This is a genomic window from Burkholderia sp. Bp9142, assembly GCF_003853415.1.
Classification (GTDB): domain Bacteria; phylum Pseudomonadota; class Gammaproteobacteria; order Burkholderiales; family Burkholderiaceae; genus Burkholderia.
In genome coordinates this window covers 59,279-79,314 of the sequence record NZ_QTPP01000037.1, presented here as the reverse complement: position 1 = coordinate 79,314, position 20,036 = coordinate 59,279, and the positions used below count along the sequence as shown (strand labels likewise).

The 20,036-nt window shown below is 68.1% G+C and carries 19 protein-coding genes; 10 read left to right on the top strand and 9 right to left on the bottom strand.

Translation table 11 applies throughout. The features are described from left to right. A partial coding sequence (locus DIE22_RS30320; protein WP_185640715.1) for a 4Fe-4S dicluster domain-containing protein occupies positions 1–669 on the top strand: 669 nt, incomplete at its 5' end. A 114-nt stretch (positions 670–783) separates the two neighbouring features. On the opposite strand, the gene DIE22_RS30315 is transcribed toward DIE22_RS30320, so the two are convergent. The 3 genes from DIE22_RS30315 to rbsK form a co-directional block, all read right to left on the bottom strand. Then, positions 784–1,731, bottom strand: coding sequence for a dihydrodipicolinate synthase family protein (locus DIE22_RS30315; protein WP_124501013.1), 948 nt, complete (start codon positions 1,729–1,731; stop codon positions 784–786). A 45-nt stretch (positions 1,732–1,776) separates the two neighbouring features. Continuing rightward, entirely contained in the window at positions 1,777–3,096 is a 1,320-nt protein-coding gene (locus DIE22_RS30310) for an MFS transporter (RefSeq protein ID WP_124501014.1), read from the bottom strand. Between the two features lie 62 nt (positions 3,097–3,158). After that, a complete protein-coding gene (rbsK, locus tag DIE22_RS30305) occupies positions 3,159–4,088 on the bottom strand; it encodes a ribokinase (protein WP_124501015.1) in 930 nt (309 codons plus the stop codon). Positions 4,089–4,326: 238 nt separating this feature from the next. Here rbsK and DIE22_RS30300 point away from each other — a divergent pair, with 238 nt between their 5' ends. Further along, positions 4,327–5,397: a LacI family DNA-binding transcriptional regulator gene (locus DIE22_RS30300; protein WP_124606715.1), complete on the top strand. Its 1,071-nt coding sequence runs from the start codon at positions 4,327–4,329 to the stop codon at positions 5,395–5,397. 69 nt (positions 5,398–5,466) lie between these two features. Here the strand turns inward: DIE22_RS30300 and aroC are convergent, their stop codons facing one another. The 3 genes from aroC to DIE22_RS30285 form a co-directional block, all read right to left on the bottom strand. Beyond that, positions 5,467–6,567: a chorismate synthase gene (gene aroC, locus DIE22_RS30295; RefSeq protein ID WP_124606714.1), complete on the bottom strand. Its 1,101-nt coding sequence runs from the start codon at positions 6,565–6,567 to the stop codon at positions 5,467–5,469. Positions 6,568–6,829: 262 nt separating this feature from the next. After that, positions 6,830–8,764, bottom strand: coding sequence for an MFS transporter (locus tag DIE22_RS30290; RefSeq protein WP_124501018.1), 1,935 nt, complete (start codon positions 8,762–8,764; stop codon positions 6,830–6,832). 139 nt (positions 8,765–8,903) lie between these two features. Then, positions 8,904–9,365 (bottom strand): CBS domain-containing protein, encoded by a 462-nt coding sequence (locus tag DIE22_RS30285; RefSeq protein WP_057924282.1) that lies wholly within the window; start codon positions 9,363–9,365, stop codon positions 8,904–8,906. A 158-nt stretch (positions 9,366–9,523) separates the two neighbouring features. On the opposite strand from DIE22_RS30285, the gene DIE22_RS30280 reads away from it, so the two are divergent. Further along, positions 9,524–9,841, top strand: coding sequence for an Mpo1-like protein (locus DIE22_RS30280; protein WP_124501019.1), 318 nt, complete (start codon positions 9,524–9,526; stop codon positions 9,839–9,841). 18 nt (positions 9,842–9,859) lie between these two features. Here DIE22_RS30280 and DIE22_RS30275 read toward each other — a convergent pair whose 3' ends face one another. Continuing rightward, positions 9,860–11,191 (bottom strand): YihY family inner membrane protein, encoded by a 1,332-nt coding sequence (locus DIE22_RS30275; RefSeq protein ID WP_124606713.1) that lies wholly within the window; start codon positions 11,189–11,191, stop codon positions 9,860–9,862. 144 nt (positions 11,192–11,335) lie between these two features. On the opposite strand from DIE22_RS30275, the gene wrbA reads away from it, so the two are divergent. From wrbA to DIE22_RS30255, 4 genes are read left to right on the top strand one after another with little or no spacing between them, the layout of a single operon-like run. Continuing rightward, positions 11,336–11,947 carry an NAD(P)H:quinone oxidoreductase gene (wrbA, locus tag DIE22_RS30270; RefSeq protein WP_124501021.1) on the top strand — a complete coding sequence of 204 codons (612 nt, stop codon included), beginning with the start codon at positions 11,336–11,338 and terminating at the stop codon, positions 11,945–11,947. After that, a complete protein-coding gene (locus DIE22_RS30265) occupies positions 11,944–12,336 on the top strand; it encodes a DUF2069 domain-containing protein (protein ID WP_124501022.1) in 393 nt (130 codons plus the stop codon). Before wrbA ends, DIE22_RS30265 begins: the two co-directional genes overlap by 4 nt. Positions 12,337–12,356: 20 nt before the next feature. Further along, complete coding sequence (locus DIE22_RS30260; protein WP_124606720.1) at positions 12,357–13,778, top strand: FAD-binding oxidoreductase; 1,422 nt, start codon at positions 12,357–12,359, stop codon at positions 13,776–13,778. A gap of 25 nt (positions 13,779–13,803) precedes the next feature. Then, complete coding sequence (locus DIE22_RS30255; RefSeq protein ID WP_124501023.1) at positions 13,804–14,631, top strand: metallophosphoesterase; 828 nt, start codon at positions 13,804–13,806, stop codon at positions 14,629–14,631. Positions 14,632–14,695: 64 nt separating this feature from the next. On the opposite strand, the gene DIE22_RS38350 is transcribed toward DIE22_RS30255, so the two are convergent. Together DIE22_RS38350 and DIE22_RS30250 are read right to left on the bottom strand one after the other, a co-directional pair. Then, positions 14,696–14,860, bottom strand: a complete 165-nt coding sequence (locus DIE22_RS38350) for a hypothetical protein (protein WP_185640714.1) — start codon at positions 14,858–14,860, stop codon at positions 14,696–14,698. A gap of 125 nt (positions 14,861–14,985) precedes the next feature. Beyond that, on the bottom strand, positions 14,986–15,927 hold the full coding sequence (locus tag DIE22_RS30250; protein ID WP_124606712.1) for a LysR family transcriptional regulator: 942 nt from the start codon (positions 15,925–15,927) through the stop codon (positions 14,986–14,988). 157 nt (positions 15,928–16,084) lie between these two features. Here DIE22_RS30250 and DIE22_RS30240 point away from each other — a divergent pair, with 157 nt between their 5' ends. Genes DIE22_RS30240 through DIE22_RS30230 form a run of 3 tightly spaced genes read left to right on the top strand, consistent with a single transcriptional unit; the run spans position 16,085 to position 20,028 of the window. Beyond that, positions 16,085–17,611 (top strand): efflux transporter outer membrane subunit, encoded by a 1,527-nt coding sequence (locus tag DIE22_RS30240; protein WP_124606711.1) that lies wholly within the window; start codon positions 16,085–16,087, stop codon positions 17,609–17,611. A 15-nt stretch (positions 17,612–17,626) separates the two neighbouring features. After that, on the top strand, positions 17,627–19,828 hold the full coding sequence (locus tag DIE22_RS30235) for an FUSC family protein (RefSeq protein ID WP_124606710.1): 2,202 nt from the start codon (positions 17,627–17,629) through the stop codon (positions 19,826–19,828). Then, a complete protein-coding gene (locus DIE22_RS30230; protein ID WP_124501027.1) occupies positions 19,825–20,028 on the top strand; it encodes a DUF1656 domain-containing protein in 204 nt (67 codons plus the stop codon). Before DIE22_RS30235 ends, DIE22_RS30230 begins: the two co-directional genes overlap by 4 nt. Positions 20,029–20,036 lie beyond the last annotated feature (8 nt).

Sequence of the window (20,036 nt, the reverse complement as noted above, 5' to 3'; positions counted from 1 at the left end):
GACGCGGGCTTCCTGAACGCATCGCGGATCAAGGGCAGCCACGCGGCGATCAAGACCGGCATGCTGGCGGCCGATGCGGCGTTCGACGCGCTGCAGGCCGGCCGTCAGTCGGACGAGCTCAACGCGTACCCGGACGCCTTCAAGCAATCGTGGCTGTACACGGAGCTGTATCGCGCGCGCAACTTCAAGCAATGGATGGCCAAGGGCCTGTACCTGGGCACGCTGATGGTCGGTCTGGAGCAGAAGGTGATGGGCGGCAACGTGCCGTGGACGCTGCACCACAAGCATGCGGACCACGAGATGCTGAAGCCGGCGTCGCAATGCCAGCCGATCGAGTATCCGAAGCCGGACGGCAAGCTGACGTTCGACCGGCTGTCGTCAGTGTTCATCTCGAACACGAACCACGAGGAAAACCAGCCGGCACACCTGACGCTGAAGGACGCGAGCGTGCCGGTGAACGTGAACCTGCGCACCTACGCGGGGCCGGAGGGACGCTTCTGCCCGGCGGCCGTGTACGAGTTCGTGAAGAACGACGACGGCAGCGATCGCCTGGTGATCAACGCGCAGAACTGCGTGCACTGCAAGACCTGCGACATCAAGGACCCGACGCAGAACATCGTGTGGGTCACGCCGGAAGGCGGCGGCGGGCCGAATTACCCGAACATGTAACCTGCCGGAAAACGCCGCTTCGCGCGGCGTTTTTTTTCGTCCGTTCGGCATTCGACGCCGCCCTGCCCTCTGAAGTGCGCGCGATTCATGCATCGCGCGCCGCACTGCCACGCGCTAGCGCGCCGCGATCCGCCGGCGGAAGTGCTCGGTACCGGAAACGATCTTGTCGAGCACGGCGTCGAGCGCCCAGAACCGCTCGCGCACGTCGTAGTCGATCGCGCGGCAACGAATCGACGCGAACGTGCCGATCCGCTGGTGATAGATCTTCGCAAGCGCCGGGTAGCCCAGTGCTTCCGACACCGCCGAAACCACCAGGAACGTCGACAACTCGTCGGCGAGCGCCGGATCCGAGTCGCCCCGCGTGCGCAACCATCGATACAGATCCGGATGAAAGTTGGTGAACACGCCGTTGAAACCGGCGGAGCCCGCCTTCATCGCATCCCACGCGATCGCGGCGTTCGCATTCAGGATCTTCAACGGCGATCCAGCAGCGAGCGCAACGCGCCGCTTCACCGTCTCCAGGTCGCAACTCACGTCCTTGAGCATCACGAAGCGGCCGGTGTCGATGCACGCGCGCAGTTCATCATCGGACAGCAATCGGCGGTAAGGCGCCGGGCATTCGTACAAGCCGAGCGGCACATCCGACGGCAGTCGCGCGAGCAGCTTGTGAAGATGGTCGAGAAACGCGGCGCTGCCCTTGCGCTGCGGGTCGAGCCGGTTGGTCACGAGCACGACGCCCTGCGCCCCCGATTCCGCCGCCGCGCGCAGCTCGGCGACTTGCGCATCGAGATCTTCGCTGATGTGCCCGGACGCGACGACGGGCACGCGCCCGGCCACCCGCTCGATCACGAAACGCGCGAGTTCCGAACGTTCGGCAAGGCTCAGGAACTGCATCTCGCTCGATTGCGCGACCGCGAACAGCGCATCCGAGCCGTGCGCCAGATACCATTCGATGAGTCGCTCGAGGCCCGCGTAGTCGATCGCGCCAGCGTCGTCGAACGGCGTCAGCATCACCGGTACGATCCCCTCGATGGTCGCGGTCGACTGCTGGTGGTGTTGCATCTGTTTTCTCCTTCCTTCAGTAAATGCGCGATATAGCCGCGGTGCTCAGGCCGGCAGCGCGCCGGGCGCGGCACTCGAGGCCTGCTCGGGAATCGGTTTGCGCACCAGCAGCAGGTAAGCCATCGCGCCGGCGAATGCGATTGCCGCCGCCGTCAGCAGCGCCGGCACGAACGACCACTTCTGCGCGATGACACCCGTCAGGATCGGCGCGAGCGCCCCGCCGATGAAACCGCCGAAATTCTGGATCGCGCCGAGCGATGCGATGCGGCTCGGCGGCGCGGCCGCCGTCGCGAGCGCCCACGAACACGCCGATGCCGCATTGGCGAGAAAGATCACGACCGAAATGCACGCAAGGGCGACCGTGTTGCTCTGCACGAGCGCGGCCGGAATCGTGAACGCGACCATCCCGAGCATCGCGACGACCACCGCGTTGCGTCGACTCACGACTGGCGAGCGGCTGCGGCGCGTGACCAGATCCGACAGCCAGCCGGCGACCAGCGAGCCGACGAACCCGCACAGAAACGGCACCGACGCGGCAAACCCGGTGCGAATGAGGCTCATGTGACGCTCCATCGTCAGGTACCCCGGCAGCCAGGTCAGGTAGACCCAGTTCAGATACACGGAACCGAAGAATCCGATCAGCATGCCCCAGGTCGTGCCGTGCGAGAACAGGCTGCGCCAGTCGGCGAAGGTCAGTTTCGGCGCTGCGACGGCCGTCTGCGCATCGGCATCGAGATACGTGCGTTCCGCCGCGGTCAATTGCGCACGCGCCGGATCGCGGTACAGGGCAAACCAGATGACGGCGACGACGAGGCCGAGCGCCCCCGTCGCGACGAACGCCCAGCGCCAGTTGAACGACGCGACGAGCACCGACAGCAGCAACGGCGCGAGTGCGGTGCCGAGCGGCGATGCCGCGTTGAAGATTCCGGTCGGCGTACCGCGTGCACGCAGCGGAAACCAGTTGCTCACCACCCGCGCCGCCGACGGGAACTGCGGCGCCTCGCCGATGCCGAGCACGATACGCGCGACGATGAACCAGCCGAAGGTGGCGACGATGCCGCCCGCCGCCTGCGCGAGCGACCAGACGATCAACCCGACGCCGAGCAACCGGCGCGGTCCGATCCGATCGACGAGTCCGCCGACCGGGAACTGGCACAGCGCGTAGCTCCACGAAAATGCCGACAGCAGCAAGCCCATCTCGGAGAGCGACAGACCGAGATCGTTCCGGATGGCCGAACTCGCGACAGCCAGCGTGCCGCGGTCGAGATAGTTGACGATCCCGCTCACCATCAGCAGCGCGAGCGCGATACGTTGTCCGCGCCGGATGCGTGGCGGCGCAGTCGGAACAGCATGATTCTCGTTCATTGCGTTTGTCTCCATTGTCCTGAATGGTTGCCGGGCTCCGGCCCTTTCCGTCGTCGCGGAATCTATACGGCCGCACGCTCCACTTCGTCGCGTGTCGGAATCGAGGTCTGTGCGCCGTAGCGCGTCACGCTGATCGCGGCGGCACGCTGGCCGAACGCAATGGCATCGTCCATCGACGCCCCGCTCGCCCGGGCCGCCGCGAACCCGCCGACGAAGGTGTCGCCGGCCGCCGTCGTATCGACGGCGACCACCGCCATTGCCCGATGGCGGCCGTGTCCTGCGCTCCCGCGCCAGCACACGCCGCGCGCGCCGAGCGTGACCAGCACGTTGCCGACGCCCTTCGCGCACAGCGCATCGGCGGCGCGTACCGCCGATGCGTCGTCGCCGACCGCGATGCCGGTCAGCGACTCCGCTTCCGTTTCATTGACGACGAGGTAGTCGATCCGGGCCAGCAATGCGTCGAACAGCGGCCGGGCAGGCGCCGGATTGAGCAGCACGGGCGTCCGATGTGCGATGGCAGTGCCGATGGCGCGCGCAACGGTCTCGATCGGCACTTCGAGCTGGCATACCATCAGCGCCGCGCCGGCGATCACGTCGCGCGACGCGTCGATCAATGCGGCATCGAGGCATGCGTTCGCACCGGGCACGACGACGATGCTGTTCGCCCCGTGTGCGTCGACCGTGATCGTGGCGACGCCGGTTGCCTCGCCGTCGATCCGGTGCAGGTGTGTCACGTCGATGCGCTCCGCCGCAAGCGCGTCGTGCACGCGTGCCCCGAACGCGTCGTTGCCGACGCAGCCGATCATCGCGACCCACGCACCGAGGCGCGCGGCGGCCACCGCCTGGTTCGCCCCCTTGCCGCCGTGGACGGTCTGGAACGAGGTGCCGAGCAGTGTTTCGCCCGGTACGGGCAGACGCGGCGCGCGCACGACGAGATCGACGTTGACGCTGCCGACGACAGCGATTCGGGGTGGCTTTGCGTGATTCATCATCGAATGTAACCGCTTACATTTGCGGCGGACAAAATGGCCGGAAAGGCCGATGTCGACAAAAATTTCGCAATGCAGCTGGTACCTGTGTCTGACATAATACGGATTGGCATCAAGATAGCGCTTACATTCTCACAGGCGAGACCGGGAATGCAAGCGAGACCACAATGAATCGAGGGTAAACGATGGCGTTTTTGAGAACGTGCGCAGTCTGCGCGACGGTCGCGGCCGGGGACAACCGATGAGCACGCCTCCATCCAGCGGCGGCGCGGCGCGCGCACGCCGCGGCAGCGGCCGGTCGGTGCTCGGCGATGTCGCGAAACTGGCCGGCGTGTCGACCGCGACCGTTTCGCGCGTCTACAACGATCCCGGCAAGGTATCGGCGGACGTACAGCAGCGCGTGCGCGACGCCGCACGCGCGCTGAACTGGATTCCGAACGCCGCCGGCCGTGCGCTCGCATCCACGCGCACCCACATCACGGGCGCGATCATCCCGACGCTGGACGACCAGGTGTTCGCGTCGCAGGTGGCGGGGATGCAGGCGGTCATGGCCGAACACGGGATCACCCTCTTTCTGGGCTGCTCGAATTACGACCCGGCGCAAGCGCTGGCGCAGGTGCGCGCGATGCTGTCGCGCGGCGTGGAAGCCGTGTCGCTGGTCGGTGAAGCGTATCCGCCGGAAGTATTCGAACTGCTCGACCAGCATCGCGTGCCGTATGTCGTGACCTACGCGTATCGCGACGGCAGCCCGCACTGCTGCATCGGCTTCGACAACCGCGCGGCATTCGCACGGCTCACCACGCACCTGCTCGACCTCGGTCATCGCGATTTCGCGATCATCATGCAGCCTTCGGCGGACAACGACCGCGTGCAGGCCCGCCTGCGCGGCATTCACGACACGCTTGCCGCGCGCGGGCTCGCGGTTCGCCCGGTGCACCAGCACGAGGGGGCGGCCACGATCGCGTTCGGGCGGGCGAGCCTGCGCGCGATTGCCGACAGTGGCGCGACGCGCCCGACGGCCGTGATTTGCGGCAACGACGCTCTCGCGCTCGGCGCGCTGCTCGAGGCGCAGGCCCTGGGCATCGAGGTGCCGTCGCAGTTGTCGATCACCGGATTCGACGACGTCGCGCTGGCTCGCGAAATCCGGCCGTCACTGACGACGATGTGGGTCGACACCGCCGCGATCGGGCGCAAAGCCGCCCACGCGTTGCTCGACGCGCTCGCGAACGGCGAGCCCGGCCCCGGTTGCGCCGTGCTGCCCGAGCTGCGGGTGCGTGAATCGGCCGCGCCACCCCAGCCTCCAGCCCAATGAATACGGGGCGCCCCAGGCGCCCCGATGTGCATCGTGCCGGTCGAGCCGGCGGGTGCCGGCCCGGTCATGTCAGGTCGCGCTGCCCGCGATCTTCGGCGTCGGCGTCTCGACGTCGCCGCACTGCGCACGATGGCGCAGCGCATGATCGATCAGCACCAGCGAGAGCATCGACTCGGCGATCGGCGTCGCGCGAATGCCGACGCACGGATCGTGGCGGCCGAAGGTCTCGACCGTCGCCTCTTCGCCGGCCTTCGTGATCGAACGGCGCGGCGTGCGGATGCTCGACGTCGGCTTGATCGCGATCGACACGGTGATGTCCTGCCCGGTCGAAATCCCGCCGAGCACGCCGCCCGCATGGTTGCCGACGAAGCCGGCCGGCGTCAGTTCGTCGCCGTGCACCGAGCCGCGCTGCGCGACGCTGTCGAAGCCCGCGCCGATCTCGACGCCCTTCACCGCGTTGATGCTCATCATCGCCTTCGCGATGTCCGCGTCGAGACGGTCGAATACCGGCTCGCCCCAGCCGACCGGCACGCCCGATGCGACGACGTCGATGCGCGCGCCGATCGAGTCGCCGTCCTTGCGCAGCGCGTCCATGTAGGCTTCCAGCTCCGGCACGATCGCCGCGTTCGGCGAAAAGAACGGGTTCTCGCGCACATGCGACCAGTCGACGAACGGCACGTCGATTTCGCCGAGGCCGCTCATGTAGCCGCGCACCTCGACGCCGAAACGCTCGCGCAACCACTTCTTCGCGACCGCGCCCGCACCGACGATCGGCGCGGTCAGGCGCGCGGACGAACGGCCGCCGCCGCGGTAGTCGCGGATGCCATACTTCTGCCAGTAGGTGTAGTCGGCATGGCCGGGACGGAACGTCTCGACGATGTTGCCGTAGTCCTTGCTGCGCTGGTCGGTGTTGCGGATCAGCAGCGCGATCGGCGTGCCGGTCGTCACGCCTTCGAACACGCCGGACAGGATCTCGACCTCGTCGGCCTCCTGGCGCTGCGTCACGTGTCGCGACGTGCCGGGCTTGCGGCGATCGAGCTCGACCTGGATGTCGGCTTCGGTCAGCCCCATTCCCGGCGGGCAGCCGTCGATCACGCAGCCGATCGCGGGACCGTGCGATTCGCCGAAGGTCGTGACAGTGAAAAGCGTGCCGAGGGTATTGCCGGACATGATGGAACCGCCCAAAGAGAAATGGGCAAACCGATGCGCTGCCGGGGCCGCAGGCAGGCCGATCGTTTGCCGGTCGAGAAAAAGGGGTAAACCGCTATTATGCCAGCCGCCCGGCGCCCGCGGGCCGGGTGAACCGTTCAGACCACACGGGCCGGCCATCAATACGGCCCGGCGTGGTGGTCGAGCCCGCGCCGTTCCGGCCGAACGGGCCGCTTCGCGGCGGCCATCGAGGCCCGGCACGACGCCGCCGGGCCCGCCCCGCTTACTTGCGCGCGCCGCGCAGTTCGGTCACCGCGGCCTGCAGCGCCTCGGGCGTCGCGACCGATGCCGGAATCGGCTCGCCGACCGCGAGCGTCAGCCGGCTCATCACGCCGCGCTTGATGGGCCGCGGCATCCGCGCATCGGCATGACGGGAGAAATAGCTGCCCCACAGCCCGCGCAGCGCCATCGGAATCACGGGCGCCGGCGTGCGGCTCAGGATCTCGGTGATGCCGTGGTGGAACGTGTTGATGTCGCCCGTCTTGGTCAGTTTGCCTTCGGGGAAAATGCACACGAGCTCGCCGTCCTTCAGCGCGGCCTCGCACGCGTCGTACGCCCGCGCGAGCATGCCGGGATCCTCGTGGCGCGGCGCGATCGGGATCGCCTTCGCATGCCGGAACACCCAGCTCGCCAAGCGCGTCCTGAAGATCCGGTGATCCATCACGAACCGGATCGGCCGCGGGCTCGCGGCAGCCAGCACGAGCGCATCGACGTAGCTCACGTGGTTGCACACGAGCACGGCCGCGCCCTCTTCCGGGATCCGCTCCGCATGCACGAGGCGAATCCGGTAGAACGTGTGCACGAGCACCCACGCGACGAAGCGCAGCAGGAACTCGGGGACGAGCAGGTAGATGTACGTCGCGACGACGACGTTCAGCAGCGCGGTGACGAGGAACAGGCCCGGGATGTCGACGCCGGCCTTGGTCAGCCCCATCGCCATCAGCGCCGACAGGATCATGAACAGCGCGTTCAGGATGTTGTTCGCGGCGATGATCCGCGCACGGTGGGTCGGCGCGCTGCGGCTCTGGATCAGCGCATACAGCGGCACGCTGTAGAACCCGCCGAACATCGCGAGCAGGAACAGGTCGGCCAGGATGCGCCAGTGGCGCGCGCCGGCCAGGAATTCCCCGACCGACAACAGATGGCCGGGCGACGGCAGCGAGCGGCTCGCGAAATACAGCTCGATCGCGAACACGCTGATGCCGATCGAGCCGAGCGGCACGAGGCCGATCTCGACGCGCCGCTGTGACAGCCGCTCGCACAGCAGCGAGCCGAGGCCGATCCCGACCGAGAACGTCGCGAGCAGGACCGTGACGACGTCGGGGCTCGCGGACAGCACGTCCTTCGCGAAATTGAAGAACGACGTGAGGAACGTCGCGCCGACGAACCACAGCCACGAGATGCCGAGCAGGCTCAGGAACACGGTGCGGTTCTGCCGCGCGAGCCCGAGGTTGCGCCACGTCTCGCTGACCGGGTTCCAGTTGATCACGAGATCGGGCTGCGGCGCCGGCGTCGGCGGCACGCGCTGCGCGACGAGCCGCCCCGCGAGCGCGATGACGACGACGCTGACGGCGAGCACGCGCTCGCCGCTGCCTTCGATGCCCGCGGCCGCGCCGCCGATGATCGTGCCGATCAGGATCGCGATGAACGTGCCCATCTCGACGAGGCCGTTGCCGCCGACCAGCTCATGGTCGCCGAGATGCTGCGGCAGGTACGAATACTTGACGGGGCCGAACAGCGTCGAGTGCATCCCCATCATGAACGTGCACAGATACAGCAGCGTCGCGCTGTGCATGACGAAACCGGCCGCGCCGACCAGCATCAGCACGATCTCGAAGGTCTTCACGAAGCGCGTGAGCGTCGCCTTGTCGTATTTGTCGGCGATCTGGCCGGAAGTGGCCGAGAACAGCACGAACGGCAAGATGAAGATCGCGGAAATCAGGAACGCGGCCGTCTTTGCGTCGACACCGGAGAAACGCGCGGTGTGATAGGTGACGAGCGACGTGAACCCGATCTTGAACACGTTGTCGTTCAACGCACCCAGGAACTGGGTCGTGAAGAACGGTGCGAAACGACGCTGGCGCAACAGGTCGAACTGCGACGCGTGAGCGCGTCGTTCGCCGCGCGACGCGGAAGAGACTTGCGAGTGATCGCTCATGCGGAATACGCGCGCATCGTCTGGGCGAAGCTGCGCGGGCCTTGTATCGTTGTTGAAAAAACGGCGGCGCAGGCTGAACCTGCGCCGCCGTGCGCCGACTGGCAGCGCCCGCGCGTCATGGCACCGGGCGCGACGCGTTTCACGACTTGTGCGCTTCGGCTTCCGATTCCGATTCCGGCCAGTCGCGGATGTACGCCTTCAGCATCCGGTTCTCGAAGCTCTGCGCCTCGACGACCGTCTTCGCGACGTCGTAGAACGAGATGACGCCCATCAGCACCTTCTTGTCGAGCACCGGCATGTAGCGCGCATGGCGCTCGAGCATCATCCGGCGCACTTCGTTGACGTCGGTTTCCGGCGTGCACGTGAGCGGCTCGTCCATCACCTTGCGCACCTGCACGTCGCCGATCGCGCCGCCGTTCACATGCAGGCGCAGGATGATCTCGCGGAACGTCAGCATCCCGACGAGATCGCCGTACTCCATCACGACGAGCGAACCGATATCGTGTTCGGCCATCGTATCGACCGCTTCGCGCAGCGGCTTATCGGGCGTCACCGTAAACAGCGTGTTGCCCTTCACTTTCAGAATATCGCTGACGCGCATCGTAGTCCCCTCATGCTTGAATGCAAATCCTCTTTCGATCCTATCGGAAAGCCTGTCAAAAGGAAAGCACGGGCCCGCGCGGCGCGGCGCCCCCCGCTTGCGGACGCGGGCCGCCCGCCGCACAATGGCCGCATGGACGGCGGCCCGAGGAGACGGCCATGGCACATACGCATACGGAGCAATTCGCCAGCTTCGCTGATTTCTACCCGTACTACCTGAATGAACACCAGAACCTGACGTCGCGGCGGCTGCATTTCATCGGCTCGCTCGGCGTGATCGGCTGCGTCGCGATGGCGATCGCGACGGGCGACTGGCCGTGGCTGCCTGCGGCGGTCGTGTGCGGCTACGGATTTGCCTGGGTCGGACACTTCTTCTTCGAGAAGAACCGCCCGGCCACGTTCCGGCACCCGATCTACAGCCTGATGGGCGACTGGGTCATGTTCAAGGACATCTGCACCGGCAAGATTCCGCTGTAACGGCCGCCGGGCAGCGCGTCACGCCGTTTTCGGCGGCCGCGCGTGCGGGTCGGGCGCCCCGCCCGGCACCGGCCCGGGCACGGTCGGCGCCGGCTGCGCGCCCGCGAGCCGGTGCGCGGCGATCAGCGACGCGAGCGACACGTCGAAGCGGTCGTTCGACAGCACCTCGAGCAGTGCCGTGCCGTCGACGTGGCTGCGGCGCCGCTGCAGCTGGTAGGTCAGCTCCGTGCGGTCGATCACCAGCACGTCGAACAGCTGCGCGAGCGTCAGCTGCTCCGGGTTGGCCAGCAGGATGTAGCGCGGCGACGGCTCGCCGTTGTCCAGCCGCGCGATCCATTCCCGCTCCTCCATCGTCTGCAACAGCCGCTGCGCGGTTTCCATGTCGCAGCGCAACATGGCCGCGAGCCGCATCGCGGTATAGCCCGGCTTGCCGACCGCGCGCGCCTCGGCCAGCCGCGCGAGCAGTTCGAGCGCGTCGAGCAGGTCGCTGCCCGGATAGTGGATGCGATGGAACTGGCCGACGCGGATCGCCGGTAACGCGGACGCCACCATCGCGCCGAGCAGCGCGATGAACCAGCTCAGGTACACCCACAGCAGGAACACCGGCAGCGCCGCGAACGCGCCGTATACAGCCGTATAGGTCGGAATGCGCCGCACGTAGTAGCCGAAGCCGCGCTTCGCGAGCTCGAACGCGATGGCCGCGAACAGCCCGCCGATCACCGCGTCGCGCCACGCGACCGTGCAGTTCGGCAGGTACACGTACAGCAGCGTGAACGCGAGCACGGTCAGCGGCAGCGACACGAGCGCGAGCAGCCACTCGACGATCGACGTCGACGGCGCGGCGCCGGTGAACGCCAGCGACTGCGTAAACAGGTACGACGAGATCGACAGGCTCACGCCGAACAGCAGCGGGCCGAGCGTGATCAGCGCCCAGTACGCCAGCACGCGTTGCGCGAACGGCCGCGGCTTGCGCACCCGCCAGATCAGGTTGAACGCGGATTCGATCGTCATCATCGTCATCACCGACGTGACGACAAGCACGATCAGGCCGGCCGTCGTCAGCCCCTTGGCCTTCGACGCGAACTGGTTCAGGTACTTGAAGATCTGGACGTTGAACTGCGCGGGCATCAGGTGGTCGGCGAGGAACCCCTGCAGCGAGATCTGGAACGACGCGAACATCGGGAACGCGGTGAACAGCGCGAACGCGACCGTCACGAGCGGCACGAGTGCCAGCATCGTCGTGAACGTGAGGCTGCCCGCCACCTGCGGGATGCGATCCTCGGCGCTGCGCCGGGCCGCGAACTGCGCGAGGCGCTTGATGGTGTCGAGATCGACGCTCAACTTCGGCAAACGGCTTCTCCTTCTTGATGCCGCGCGCCCGACGGCGCGCCGCCGCCGCGCTGCGCGACGACTTCAGCCCCTATAATAGCCGCTCGATCCAGCAGGGGCCGACTGCACCGGGCATGCGCGCGGCCGCACGCGGCCCCGTCGCCCATGAAAGACATCCTCGTGCTCTATTACAGCCGTCACGGCGCCACGCGCGATCTCGCGCTCGCGATCGCGAACGGCATCGACAGCGTGCCCGGCATGCAGGCGCGCATCCGCACCGTGCCGCCCGTCTCGACGGTCTGCGAAGCCACCGCCCCCGACATTCCCGCCGACGGCCCGCCATACGCGGAGCTGCGCGATCTCGAGGAATGCGCGGGCCTCGCGCTCGGCTCGCCGACCCGCTTCGGCAACATGGCCGCCTCGCTCAAGTATTTCCTCGACGGCACGACCCCGCAATGGCTGTCGGGCGCGCTGACCGGCAAGCCGGCGAGCGTATTCACGTCGACCGGCAGCCTGCACGGCGGCCAGGAATCGACGCTGCTGTCGATGATGCTGCCGCTGCTGCATCACGGGATGATGATCGTCGGGATCCCGTACACGGAGTCCGCGCTCGGCACGACGCGCACCGGCGGCACGCCTTACGGCGCATCGCACGTGTCGCAGCACGATCGCGGCGCGACCGAAGGGCTGTCGGCTGACGAAAAGGCGCTCGCGGCCGCGCTCGGCGTGCGGCTCGCCCGCGCGGCGGCGGCCCTGTCCGCCGCCGGGGCCGCATGAACGCGCCCGCCCGCCCCGCCGTCGCCGCCCGGCCGCACTACGCGCGGGCCGCCGCCGCGTGCCTGGTCGCGCTGATCGCGCTGTCGCTCGCCTGGGAGCTGTGGCTCGCGCCGCTGCGCCCGGGCGGCTCGGCGCTGATGCTCAAGGCCGTGCCGCTCGCGCTCGCGCTGCCCGGCGTCTGGCGGCGTAACATCTATACGATGCAGTGGGCGAGCATGCTGATCCTCGTCTATTTCGCCGAAGGCATCGTGCGCGGCATGTCCGACCGCGGGCTGTCCGCGACGCTCGGCTGGTGCGAGACCGCGCTCGCCGTCGGCTTCTTCGTGGCTGCGCTTGCCTACGTCGCGCCGTTCAAGCGCGCGGCGAAGCAGCAGCGCGCCGCGTCCTGACCCTTACGCGACCGAACGTGATGATTTCTCCCGAAGCCTTCGTATCCGCCTGCCGCGACGCGATCGGCGCAGCTTACGTGCTGACCGATCCGCACGACACCGCACCGTTCCTGACCGACTGGCGCCGCCGCTACAAGGGCAGCGCGTGCGCGGTGCTGAAACCGGCCGATACGGCGGAAGTCGCCGCGCTCGTCCGGCTCGCGAACACGCACGGCGTCGCGCTCGTGCCGCAGGGCGGCAACACAGGCCTCGCCGGCGGCGCGACGCCCGACGCGAGCGGCAGCCAGGCCGTGCTGAGCCTCGCGCGCCTGAACCGCGTGCGCGCGCTCGATCCGCACAACAACACGATCACGGTCGAAGCCGGCGTGATCCTCGCCGACGTGCAGGCGCGCGCCCGCGAAGGCGGCAGGCTGTTCGCGCTGAGCCTCGCCGCCGAAGGCAGCTGCACGATCGGCGGCAACCTGTCGACCAACGCGGGCGGCACCGCGGTGCTGCGCTACGGCAACGCGCGCGAGCTGTGCCTCGGGCTCGAGATCGTGACGCCGCAGGGCGAGATCTGGGACGGCCTGCGCGGGCTGCGCAAGGACAACACCGGCTACGACCTGCGCGACCTGTTCATCGGCGCGGAGGGCACGCTCGGGATCATCACGGCCGCCGTCATGAAGCTGCACCCGCTGCCGGCCGCGCAGGTCACGGCGCTGGCCGCGCTCGAGTCGCCGCACGCGGCGCTCGACTTCCTCGCGCTCGCGCAGCGCGCGGCCGGCCCGCTCTTGACCGGCTTCGAGCTGATGTCGGACTTCTGCATGCAGCTCGTCGGCAAGCACTATCCGCAGTTGCGCTACCCGTTCGACCGCACGCATGCGCAGACGGTGCTGCTCGAACTGTCGGACAACGAGAGCGAAACGCATGCGCGCGCGCTGTTCGAAAAGCTGATGGAAGAGGCGTTCGAGGCCGGGCTCGTGGTCGACGCGGTGGTCGCGGAAAATCTCGCGCAGTCGCGCGCGTTCTGGGACCTGCGCGAACATATCCCGCTCGCGCAGGCCAACGAGGGGCTCAACGTCAAGCACGACATCGCGGTGCCGATCTCGTCGATCGCGCGCTTCATCGACGAAACCGACGCGGCGATCCAGCAGGCCGCGCCGGGTGCGCGGATGGTCACGTTCGGCCACCTCGGCGACGGCAACCTGCACTACAACGTGCAGACGCCCGAAGGCGGCGACCCGAAAGCGTTCCTCGCGGAATTCCAGAAGCCGATCAATCGCATCGTCTACGACAACGTGCACCGTCACCACGGCACGATCAGCGCGGAGCACGGGATCGGCCAGTTGAAGATCGACGACGCGCAGCACTACAAGTCGCCGGTCGAAACGGCGCTGATGCGTACGCTGAAGACCGCGCTCGACCCGCGCGGGCTGATGAATCCCGGCAAGGTCCTGCGCTGAAGCCACTCACCCCGGAGCGATGTCCATGAGAGTTCGCGTCCTGTCCGACCTGCATCTCGAATGCAACCAGCCCGACACGATCGCGCATGCCGACGCGGATCTCGTCGTGCTGGCCGGCGACATCCACAACCATGCGGAAGGCCTGCGCTGGGCCGCCGAGACGTTCGATCCGGGCGTGCCGGTCGTCTACGTGCCGGGCAACCACGAGTACTACGACGGGGAATTCGGCGCGCTCGAGACCGCGATGCGCGACGCCGCGCATGCGCTCGACAACGTGCATTACCTGAACAACGGCGTGTACGTCGATCCGGCGCAGCGCTTTCGCGTGCTGGGCACGACGCTGTGGACCGATTTCTCGCTGTTCGGCTCGGACGATGCGAGCGTCGCGCGCGCGATCGAGGCCGGCGTGCGCGTGATGCTCGATTTCAAGGGATTGATCCAGGTGACGTGGCCGCACGATGCGGCACTGCATGCGGCCCAGGCACCGGAACGGGATTTCACGCCGGCCGACGCGATCGCGCTGCACCGGCAAAGCCGCGCATGGCTGGAAGCGCGGCTCGCGACGCCGTTCGCGGGCCGCACGATCGTCGTCACCCATCATGCGCCGCATCTGCGCTCGCTGGCGGAGCGTTACGCGGAAGACCTGGCGTCGGCGGGATTCGTCACGGACATGGCGGAACTCGTGCGGCCGCCCGTGGACCTGTGGATCCACGGCCACACGCATACTTCATTCGATTACGTGACCGACAGCGGCACGCACGTGGTGTGCAATCCGCGCGGCTATATCCACCGGCGCACCGGCGAACTGGAAAATCCCGCGTTCGCGTGGGACAAAGTGGTCGAGTTCGGCTGAACGCCGGGCCAACAGGCCATCGGGCCGCACGATGCGGCCCTCCCCGATCCGGAACGCTGCCCGATCAGCGATCGGCGCGGCGCGATCCGTTCGACGACGTGCGCACCCGCACCGGCACCGGCACCGGCTTCATCCGTGCCTTCATCGCGCGCAGCAGATCGCGCGTCGCCGCGGCGGCCGCCGCCGCGCCAAGCAGAATTCCAAGGCCGATCATCAGTTGCGTATCCATTGCGACTCCGGGTGTAGGCAGTTCCAAATCTCAATGATTCAAACAGTATCAAACTGTCCGCGGTCCGATAGTAAAAAAGTGTTGCGTGAACGACAAATCTCGTCAGATTGGGCTCGACCGCGCTGTCATGTCGCAGCCGTGAACTGCGCGAGCGCGGCTTCGTCGGCTTCCAGCGTGACCGGCAACTCGTCGCGCAGGAAATCGACCCAGGTGCGAATTTTCGCGTCGAGGTACTGGCGCGACGGATACAGCGCGTAGATGTTCATCACGTGCGACCGGTATTCGGGCATCACGCGCACGATGTGTCCGCTGCGCAGCCCGCCGATCGCCGAATAGAGCGGCAACCCGCCGATCCCCATCCCTTCCCGCACGGCCACCGCGAGCGCCTCGGCGACGTTCACGCGAAACGGCGGCGCCGTGATCGCAATCACCTCGTCGCCGCGCGGGCCCGACAGCGACCACTCGTCGAAGTGAAAGCCCGGCGCGACCATCCCGAGACAGACGTGCTGCGCGAGATCCGCCGGCGTCTGCGGCGCGCCGTGCGCGTCGACATAGCCGGGCGACGCGCACACGACGCTATAGCTCTCGCCGAGCCGCTGCGACACGAGCCCCGAATCGGGCAGGTCGCGGCCGACGACGATCGCGACGTCGTACCCCTCGTCGAGCAGGTCGGGCATGCGCTGCGCGAGCGTCAGTTCGACGTGCACGTCCGGATAACGCTGCCGATAGCGCGCGATGGCCGGCACCAGGTAGTGCTGCCCGAGGCTCGTGAAGCAATGGACCTTCAGCTTGCCCGACGGGCGCGCATGCGCGTCGCCCGCTTCGGCTTCGGCCTGGTCGACGTACGCGAGGATCTGCTCGCAGCGCTGCAGGTAGCGCTCGCCGGCTTCGGTCAGCGCGATCCGACGCGTCGTCCGGTTCAGGAGGCGCGTGCGCAGGTGCGCCTCGAGATCCGACACGGCGCGCGACGCATAGGCGGTGGTCGAATTCATCTGCTGGGCGGCCGCGGTAAAGCTCCCCGCGTCGACCACGCGGACGAATACCCGCATGTTTTGTAACGTATCCATCCCATTACCCGTTTGAATCCGGAGGGATTGTTGCACAGGGTCGAACAAATATTATCTCAGGATTCGTAAAAATGACTTGCACCGTTGTTCGTTTATTCAGGAATCGCTGAAAAATATAATCGCATCCGGCTCATCTATATCCGAAAGGGAGAAAATCGTGCGGTCTCCGGCAACAAAAGGGACGCTGGCACTGGCGGTTCTTGCAGTCTCATTAATAATGGCCGGATGCGCGAGCATGGGCGACAACAAGCCGCAGTCCGCCCGCATCGAAGCGAACGCGCTCGACGCCGGCGCTGCGATTCGGGCGGCCGACCGCGACGCAGGCTGGCCGGCGTCCGACTGGTGGCGCGCGTACCGCGACCCGCAGCTCGACGCATGGATCGCCGCCGCGCAGGCCGGCAACCCGACCCTCGCGGCCGCCGAGGCCCGCGTGCGTGAAGCGCAGGCGATGGCGCGCGTGGCCCGTTCGGCCGAACTGCCGCAGATCAACGGCAACCTGTCGCTGATGCGCGAGCACTGGCCCGACAACGTGTTCTACGGCCCGGGCCCGCTCGCGAACGCCGACACCTGGAACAACACCGGCACGCTCGGCCTGTCGTACCACCTCGACCTGTGGGGCAAGGACAAGAACGCGACCGAGCGCGCGCTCGACACCGCGCATGCGACCGCGGCCGACGCCCGGGCGGCGAAGCTCGAGCTCGAGGTCAACGTCGTGCGCGCGTATGTCGGCATGTCGATGAACTACGCGCTGCTCGACCTCGCGCATGAAACGTTCGAACGCCAGCGCTCGCTGGCCGATCTCGCGCGCAAGCGCCTGCAGGCCGGGCTCGGCACGCAGCTCGAAGTCAGCCAGGCCGAATCGACGCTGCCCGACTACGAGCGCCAGATCGACAGCTATGAAGAAGCGATCCAGCTCGCGCGCCATCAGCTCGCCGCGCTCGCGGGCAAGGGCCCGGGCGCCGGCGACGCGATCAAGCGGCCGAGCCTGTCGCTCGACGCGCCGGCCGGCCTGCCGTCCACGCTGCCGGCCGACCTGCTCGGCCGCCGCCCGGACGTCGTCGCGGCCCGCTGGACGGTCGACGCGCAGGCCCGCGGCATCGATGTCGCGAAAGCCGCGTTCTACCCGAACATCGACCTGCTCGCGACGGTCGGCGGCTTCGGCGTGACCGCGCCGTTCACCGACTTCCTGCGCGCGATGAACGGCGGCTGGACGGCGGGCCCCGCGCTGTCGCTGCCGATCTTCGAAGGCGGCCGCCTGCGCGCGCAGCTCGGTGCGGCCAACGCCGGCTACGACCAGGCGGTCGAGCGCTACAACCAGACGGTCGTCGGCGCGCTCAAGGACATCGCCGACCAGGTCGTGCGGATCCGCTCGCTCGCTACCCAGAAGAAGGACGCCGCACGCTCGGTGGCCGCCAACGACCGCAGCTACCAGCTGTCGCGCGAAGGCTTCCGCCGCGGGCTGACCGACTACGTGAACGTGCTGGTCGCGCAACAGCAGTTGCTGCGCGCGCAGGAGACGGCGGCCCGCATCGACGCGGAACGCCTCGCCGCGCACGCGCAGCTGATGGCCGCGCTCGGCGGCGGCGTCGAGACGGGGACGGACGTGCCGCACGACGCGTCCGCCGCGGGTGCCGCCGCCTCGGGTGCGAAGCCCGTCGCGGCCGCCGCGCCGGCCGCACGGTAACGCGGAGCGACCGCCATGTCAGCCTCCTCCCCCGCTTCCACGCACGCCGGCGGCCCGCTCGCGGCCTGGTACGCCGCATTCGGCGACTGGGCCCGCAGCGACGGCGCCGCGTGGCTCTATCTGTTCAAGGCACTGCTCGCCGCGTTCATCGCGACCGGCGTGTCGATGCGGCTCGACCTGCCGGCGCCGAAGACGGCGATGACCACGGTGTTCATCGTGATGCAGCCGCAAAGCGGCGCCGTGCTCGCGAAGAGCTTCTACCGGGTCGCCGGCACGATCTTCGGGCTGATCGCGACGCTCACGTTCGTCGGGCTGTTCCCGCAGCAGCCGCAGCTGTTCCTGCTGGCGGTCGCGCTGTGGATCGCACTGTGCACGGCCGGCGCCGCGCGCAACCGCAACTTCCGCAGCTACGGCTTCCTGCTCGCCGGCTATACGACCGCGTTGATCGGCCTGCCCGCGTCGCAGCATCCGGACGGCGCGTTCATGAGCGCCATGACGCGCGTGTCCGAGGTCATCATCGGGATCGTGTCGGCCGGCGTCGTCAGCGCGCTCGTGTTTCCGCAGTACACGGGCGAGCAGATGCGCACGACGGTACGCAAGCGCTTCGGCAGCTTCGTCGACTACGTCGCGGCTGCACTGTCGGGCAAGCTCGACCGCACGCACATCGAAACGATCCATACGCGCTTCGTCGCCGACGTGGTCGGTTTCGAAGCCGCGCGCAGCATGGCCGTGTTCGAGGATCCGGACACGCGGATGCGCAGCGGCCGCCTCGCGCGGCTGAACAGCGAGTTCATGAGCGTGTCGAGCCGCTTCCATGCGCTGCACCAGCTGATGAACCGGCTGCGCGCGGCCGGCGCACAGGCCGCGATCGATGCGATCGAGCCGTACTTCCGCGAGATCGCGCCGCTCCTGACCCGCCATGGCGAACCCGTGCGCACGTCGGCCGACGCGGCACTCGCCGCCGAACAGCTGCTTGCATGGCGCGACGCGCTGCCGCGCCGCATCCGCGCCACGCGCGCGGCGCTCGAAACGCAGCCCGATTTTCCGCTGCTCGACTTCGACACGGCCGCCGAGCTGCTGTACCGCTTCATCACCGACCTGCACGAATACGCGGCGACCTACGCGTCGCTGTCGACCGCGACGCACGAGCGCGAACGCTGGATCGAACGCTACGAGCCGCGCACCAACGTGACGGCGATGGTGATCGCGGCGATTCGCACCGCGACCGTGATCCTCGTGCTCGGCTGGTTCTGGATCGCGACCGCGTGGCCGAGCGGCGTGACGATGACGCTGACGGCGGCGGCCACCTGCGCGCTCGCGTCGTCGACGCCGCGCCCGACCGCGATGTCCGCGCAGATGGGCATGGGTACCGCGCTGGCCGTCTGCACGGGTTTCCTGCTGATGTTCGGGATCTACCCGCACATCGACGGCTTCCCGCTGCTGTGCGTGGCCCTCGCGCCGCTGCTCTCGATCGGCATCTACATGACGTTGAAGCCGAAGCTCGCGGGCTACGGGATGGGCTACCTGATCTTCTTCTGTTTCCTCGCCGGCCCGGACAGCGTCACGCACTACGACCCGACGAGCTTCATGAACGATGCGCTCGCGCTGGTGCTGTCGATGCTGGTCTCGGCGATCGCGTTCGCGGTGCTGTTCCCGCCGACCGCGCCGTGGCTGAAGAAGCGGCTGTTCGCCGACCTGCGCCACCAGGTGGTCGCGGCATGCCACGCACGGCTGGCCGGATTGCGCACGCGCTTCGAGAGCGGCGCGCGCGACCTGATGTACCAGGCGCACACGCTGTCGGCCGACCAGCCCGACGTGCAGCGCGACGCGCTGCGCTGGATGTTCGCCGTGCTGGAAACGGGCAACGCGGCGCTCGACCTGCGCGCCGAGCTGGCGACGCTGCCGTCCGACCCGCGCCATGCGCCGACGACGCCGTGGCGACGCGCGATCGAGACGATGCGCACCGCGCTGTCCGCGCTGTTCAGCATGCCGAGCGCGGCGCGCTTCGACGCGACGCTCGCCGCGGTCAACACCGCGATCGACGCGACCCGGCGGACGCTCGACGCGTTCACGCCGTCGCGCGAGGAGCGCCACCGGCTGCAGCGCATCCTGAGCCATCTGCATTTCGTCCGCACGGCGCTGCTCGATCCGGAATCGCCGCTCGAGCCGCTCAACCGCAATCGCCCCGTGCGCCCCCAACAAGGAGCCTCGTCATGATGCCGCGTGAAATCGCCATTCTCGATGCCTACATGCCCACGGTGGTCCTGATGTTCGTCCTGGGCGCGCTGGCGACCTGGGCCGTCGACCGCCTGCTCGCCCATACGGGCCTCTACCGTCTCGTCTGGCACCCGTCGCTGTTCCGCGCGTGCCTTCTCGTCTGCATTTGCGGCGGACTGAGTCTTGCCGTCTATCGTTGATTCCGAAC

What these genes read in the sequence shown, in the direction of transcription:
- DIE22_RS30315 (WP_124501013.1), bottom strand. Translation starts at nt 1,731, where the DNA reads ATGCAACACCACCAGCAGTCGACCGCGACCATCGAGGGGATCGTACCG.
- DIE22_RS30310 (WP_124501014.1), bottom strand. Translation starts at nt 3,096, where the DNA reads ATGAACGAGAATCATGCTGTTCCGACTGCGCCGCCACGCATCCGGCGC.
- rbsK (WP_124501015.1), bottom strand. Translation starts at nt 4,088, where the DNA reads ATGATGAATCACGCAAAGCCACCCCGAATCGCTGTCGTCGGCAGCGTC.
- DIE22_RS30300 (WP_124606715.1), top strand. Translation starts at nt 4,327, where the DNA reads ATGAGCACGCCTCCATCCAGCGGCGGCGCGGCGCGCGCACGCCGCGGC.
- aroC (WP_124606714.1), bottom strand. Translation starts at nt 6,567, where the DNA reads ATGTCCGGCAATACCCTCGGCACGCTTTTCACTGTCACGACCTTCGGC.
- DIE22_RS30290 (WP_124501018.1), bottom strand. Translation starts at nt 8,764, where the DNA reads ATGAGCGATCACTCGCAAGTCTCTTCCGCGTCGCGCGGCGAACGACGC.
- DIE22_RS30285 (WP_057924282.1), bottom strand. Translation starts at nt 9,365, where the DNA reads ATGCGCGTCAGCGATATTCTGAAAGTGAAGGGCAACACGCTGTTTACG.
- DIE22_RS30280 (WP_124501019.1), top strand. Translation starts at nt 9,524, where the DNA reads ATGGCACATACGCATACGGAGCAATTCGCCAGCTTCGCTGATTTCTAC.
- wrbA (WP_124501021.1), top strand. Translation starts at nt 11,336, where the DNA reads ATGAAAGACATCCTCGTGCTCTATTACAGCCGTCACGGCGCCACGCGC.
- DIE22_RS30265 (WP_124501022.1), top strand. Translation starts at nt 11,944, where the DNA reads ATGAACGCGCCCGCCCGCCCCGCCGTCGCCGCCCGGCCGCACTACGCG.
- DIE22_RS30260 (WP_124606720.1), top strand. Translation starts at nt 12,357, where the DNA reads ATGATTTCTCCCGAAGCCTTCGTATCCGCCTGCCGCGACGCGATCGGC.
- DIE22_RS30255 (WP_124501023.1), top strand. Translation starts at nt 13,804, where the DNA reads ATGAGAGTTCGCGTCCTGTCCGACCTGCATCTCGAATGCAACCAGCCC.
- DIE22_RS38350 (WP_185640714.1), bottom strand. Translation starts at nt 14,860, where the DNA reads ATGGATACGCAACTGATGATCGGCCTTGGAATTCTGCTTGGCGCGGCG.
- DIE22_RS30250 (WP_124606712.1), bottom strand. Translation starts at nt 15,927, where the DNA reads ATGGATACGTTACAAAACATGCGGGTATTCGTCCGCGTGGTCGACGCG.
- DIE22_RS30235 (WP_124606710.1), top strand. Translation starts at nt 17,627, where the DNA reads ATGTCAGCCTCCTCCCCCGCTTCCACGCACGCCGGCGGCCCGCTCGCG.
- DIE22_RS30230 (WP_124501027.1), top strand. Translation starts at nt 19,825, where the DNA reads ATGATGCCGCGTGAAATCGCCATTCTCGATGCCTACATGCCCACGGTG.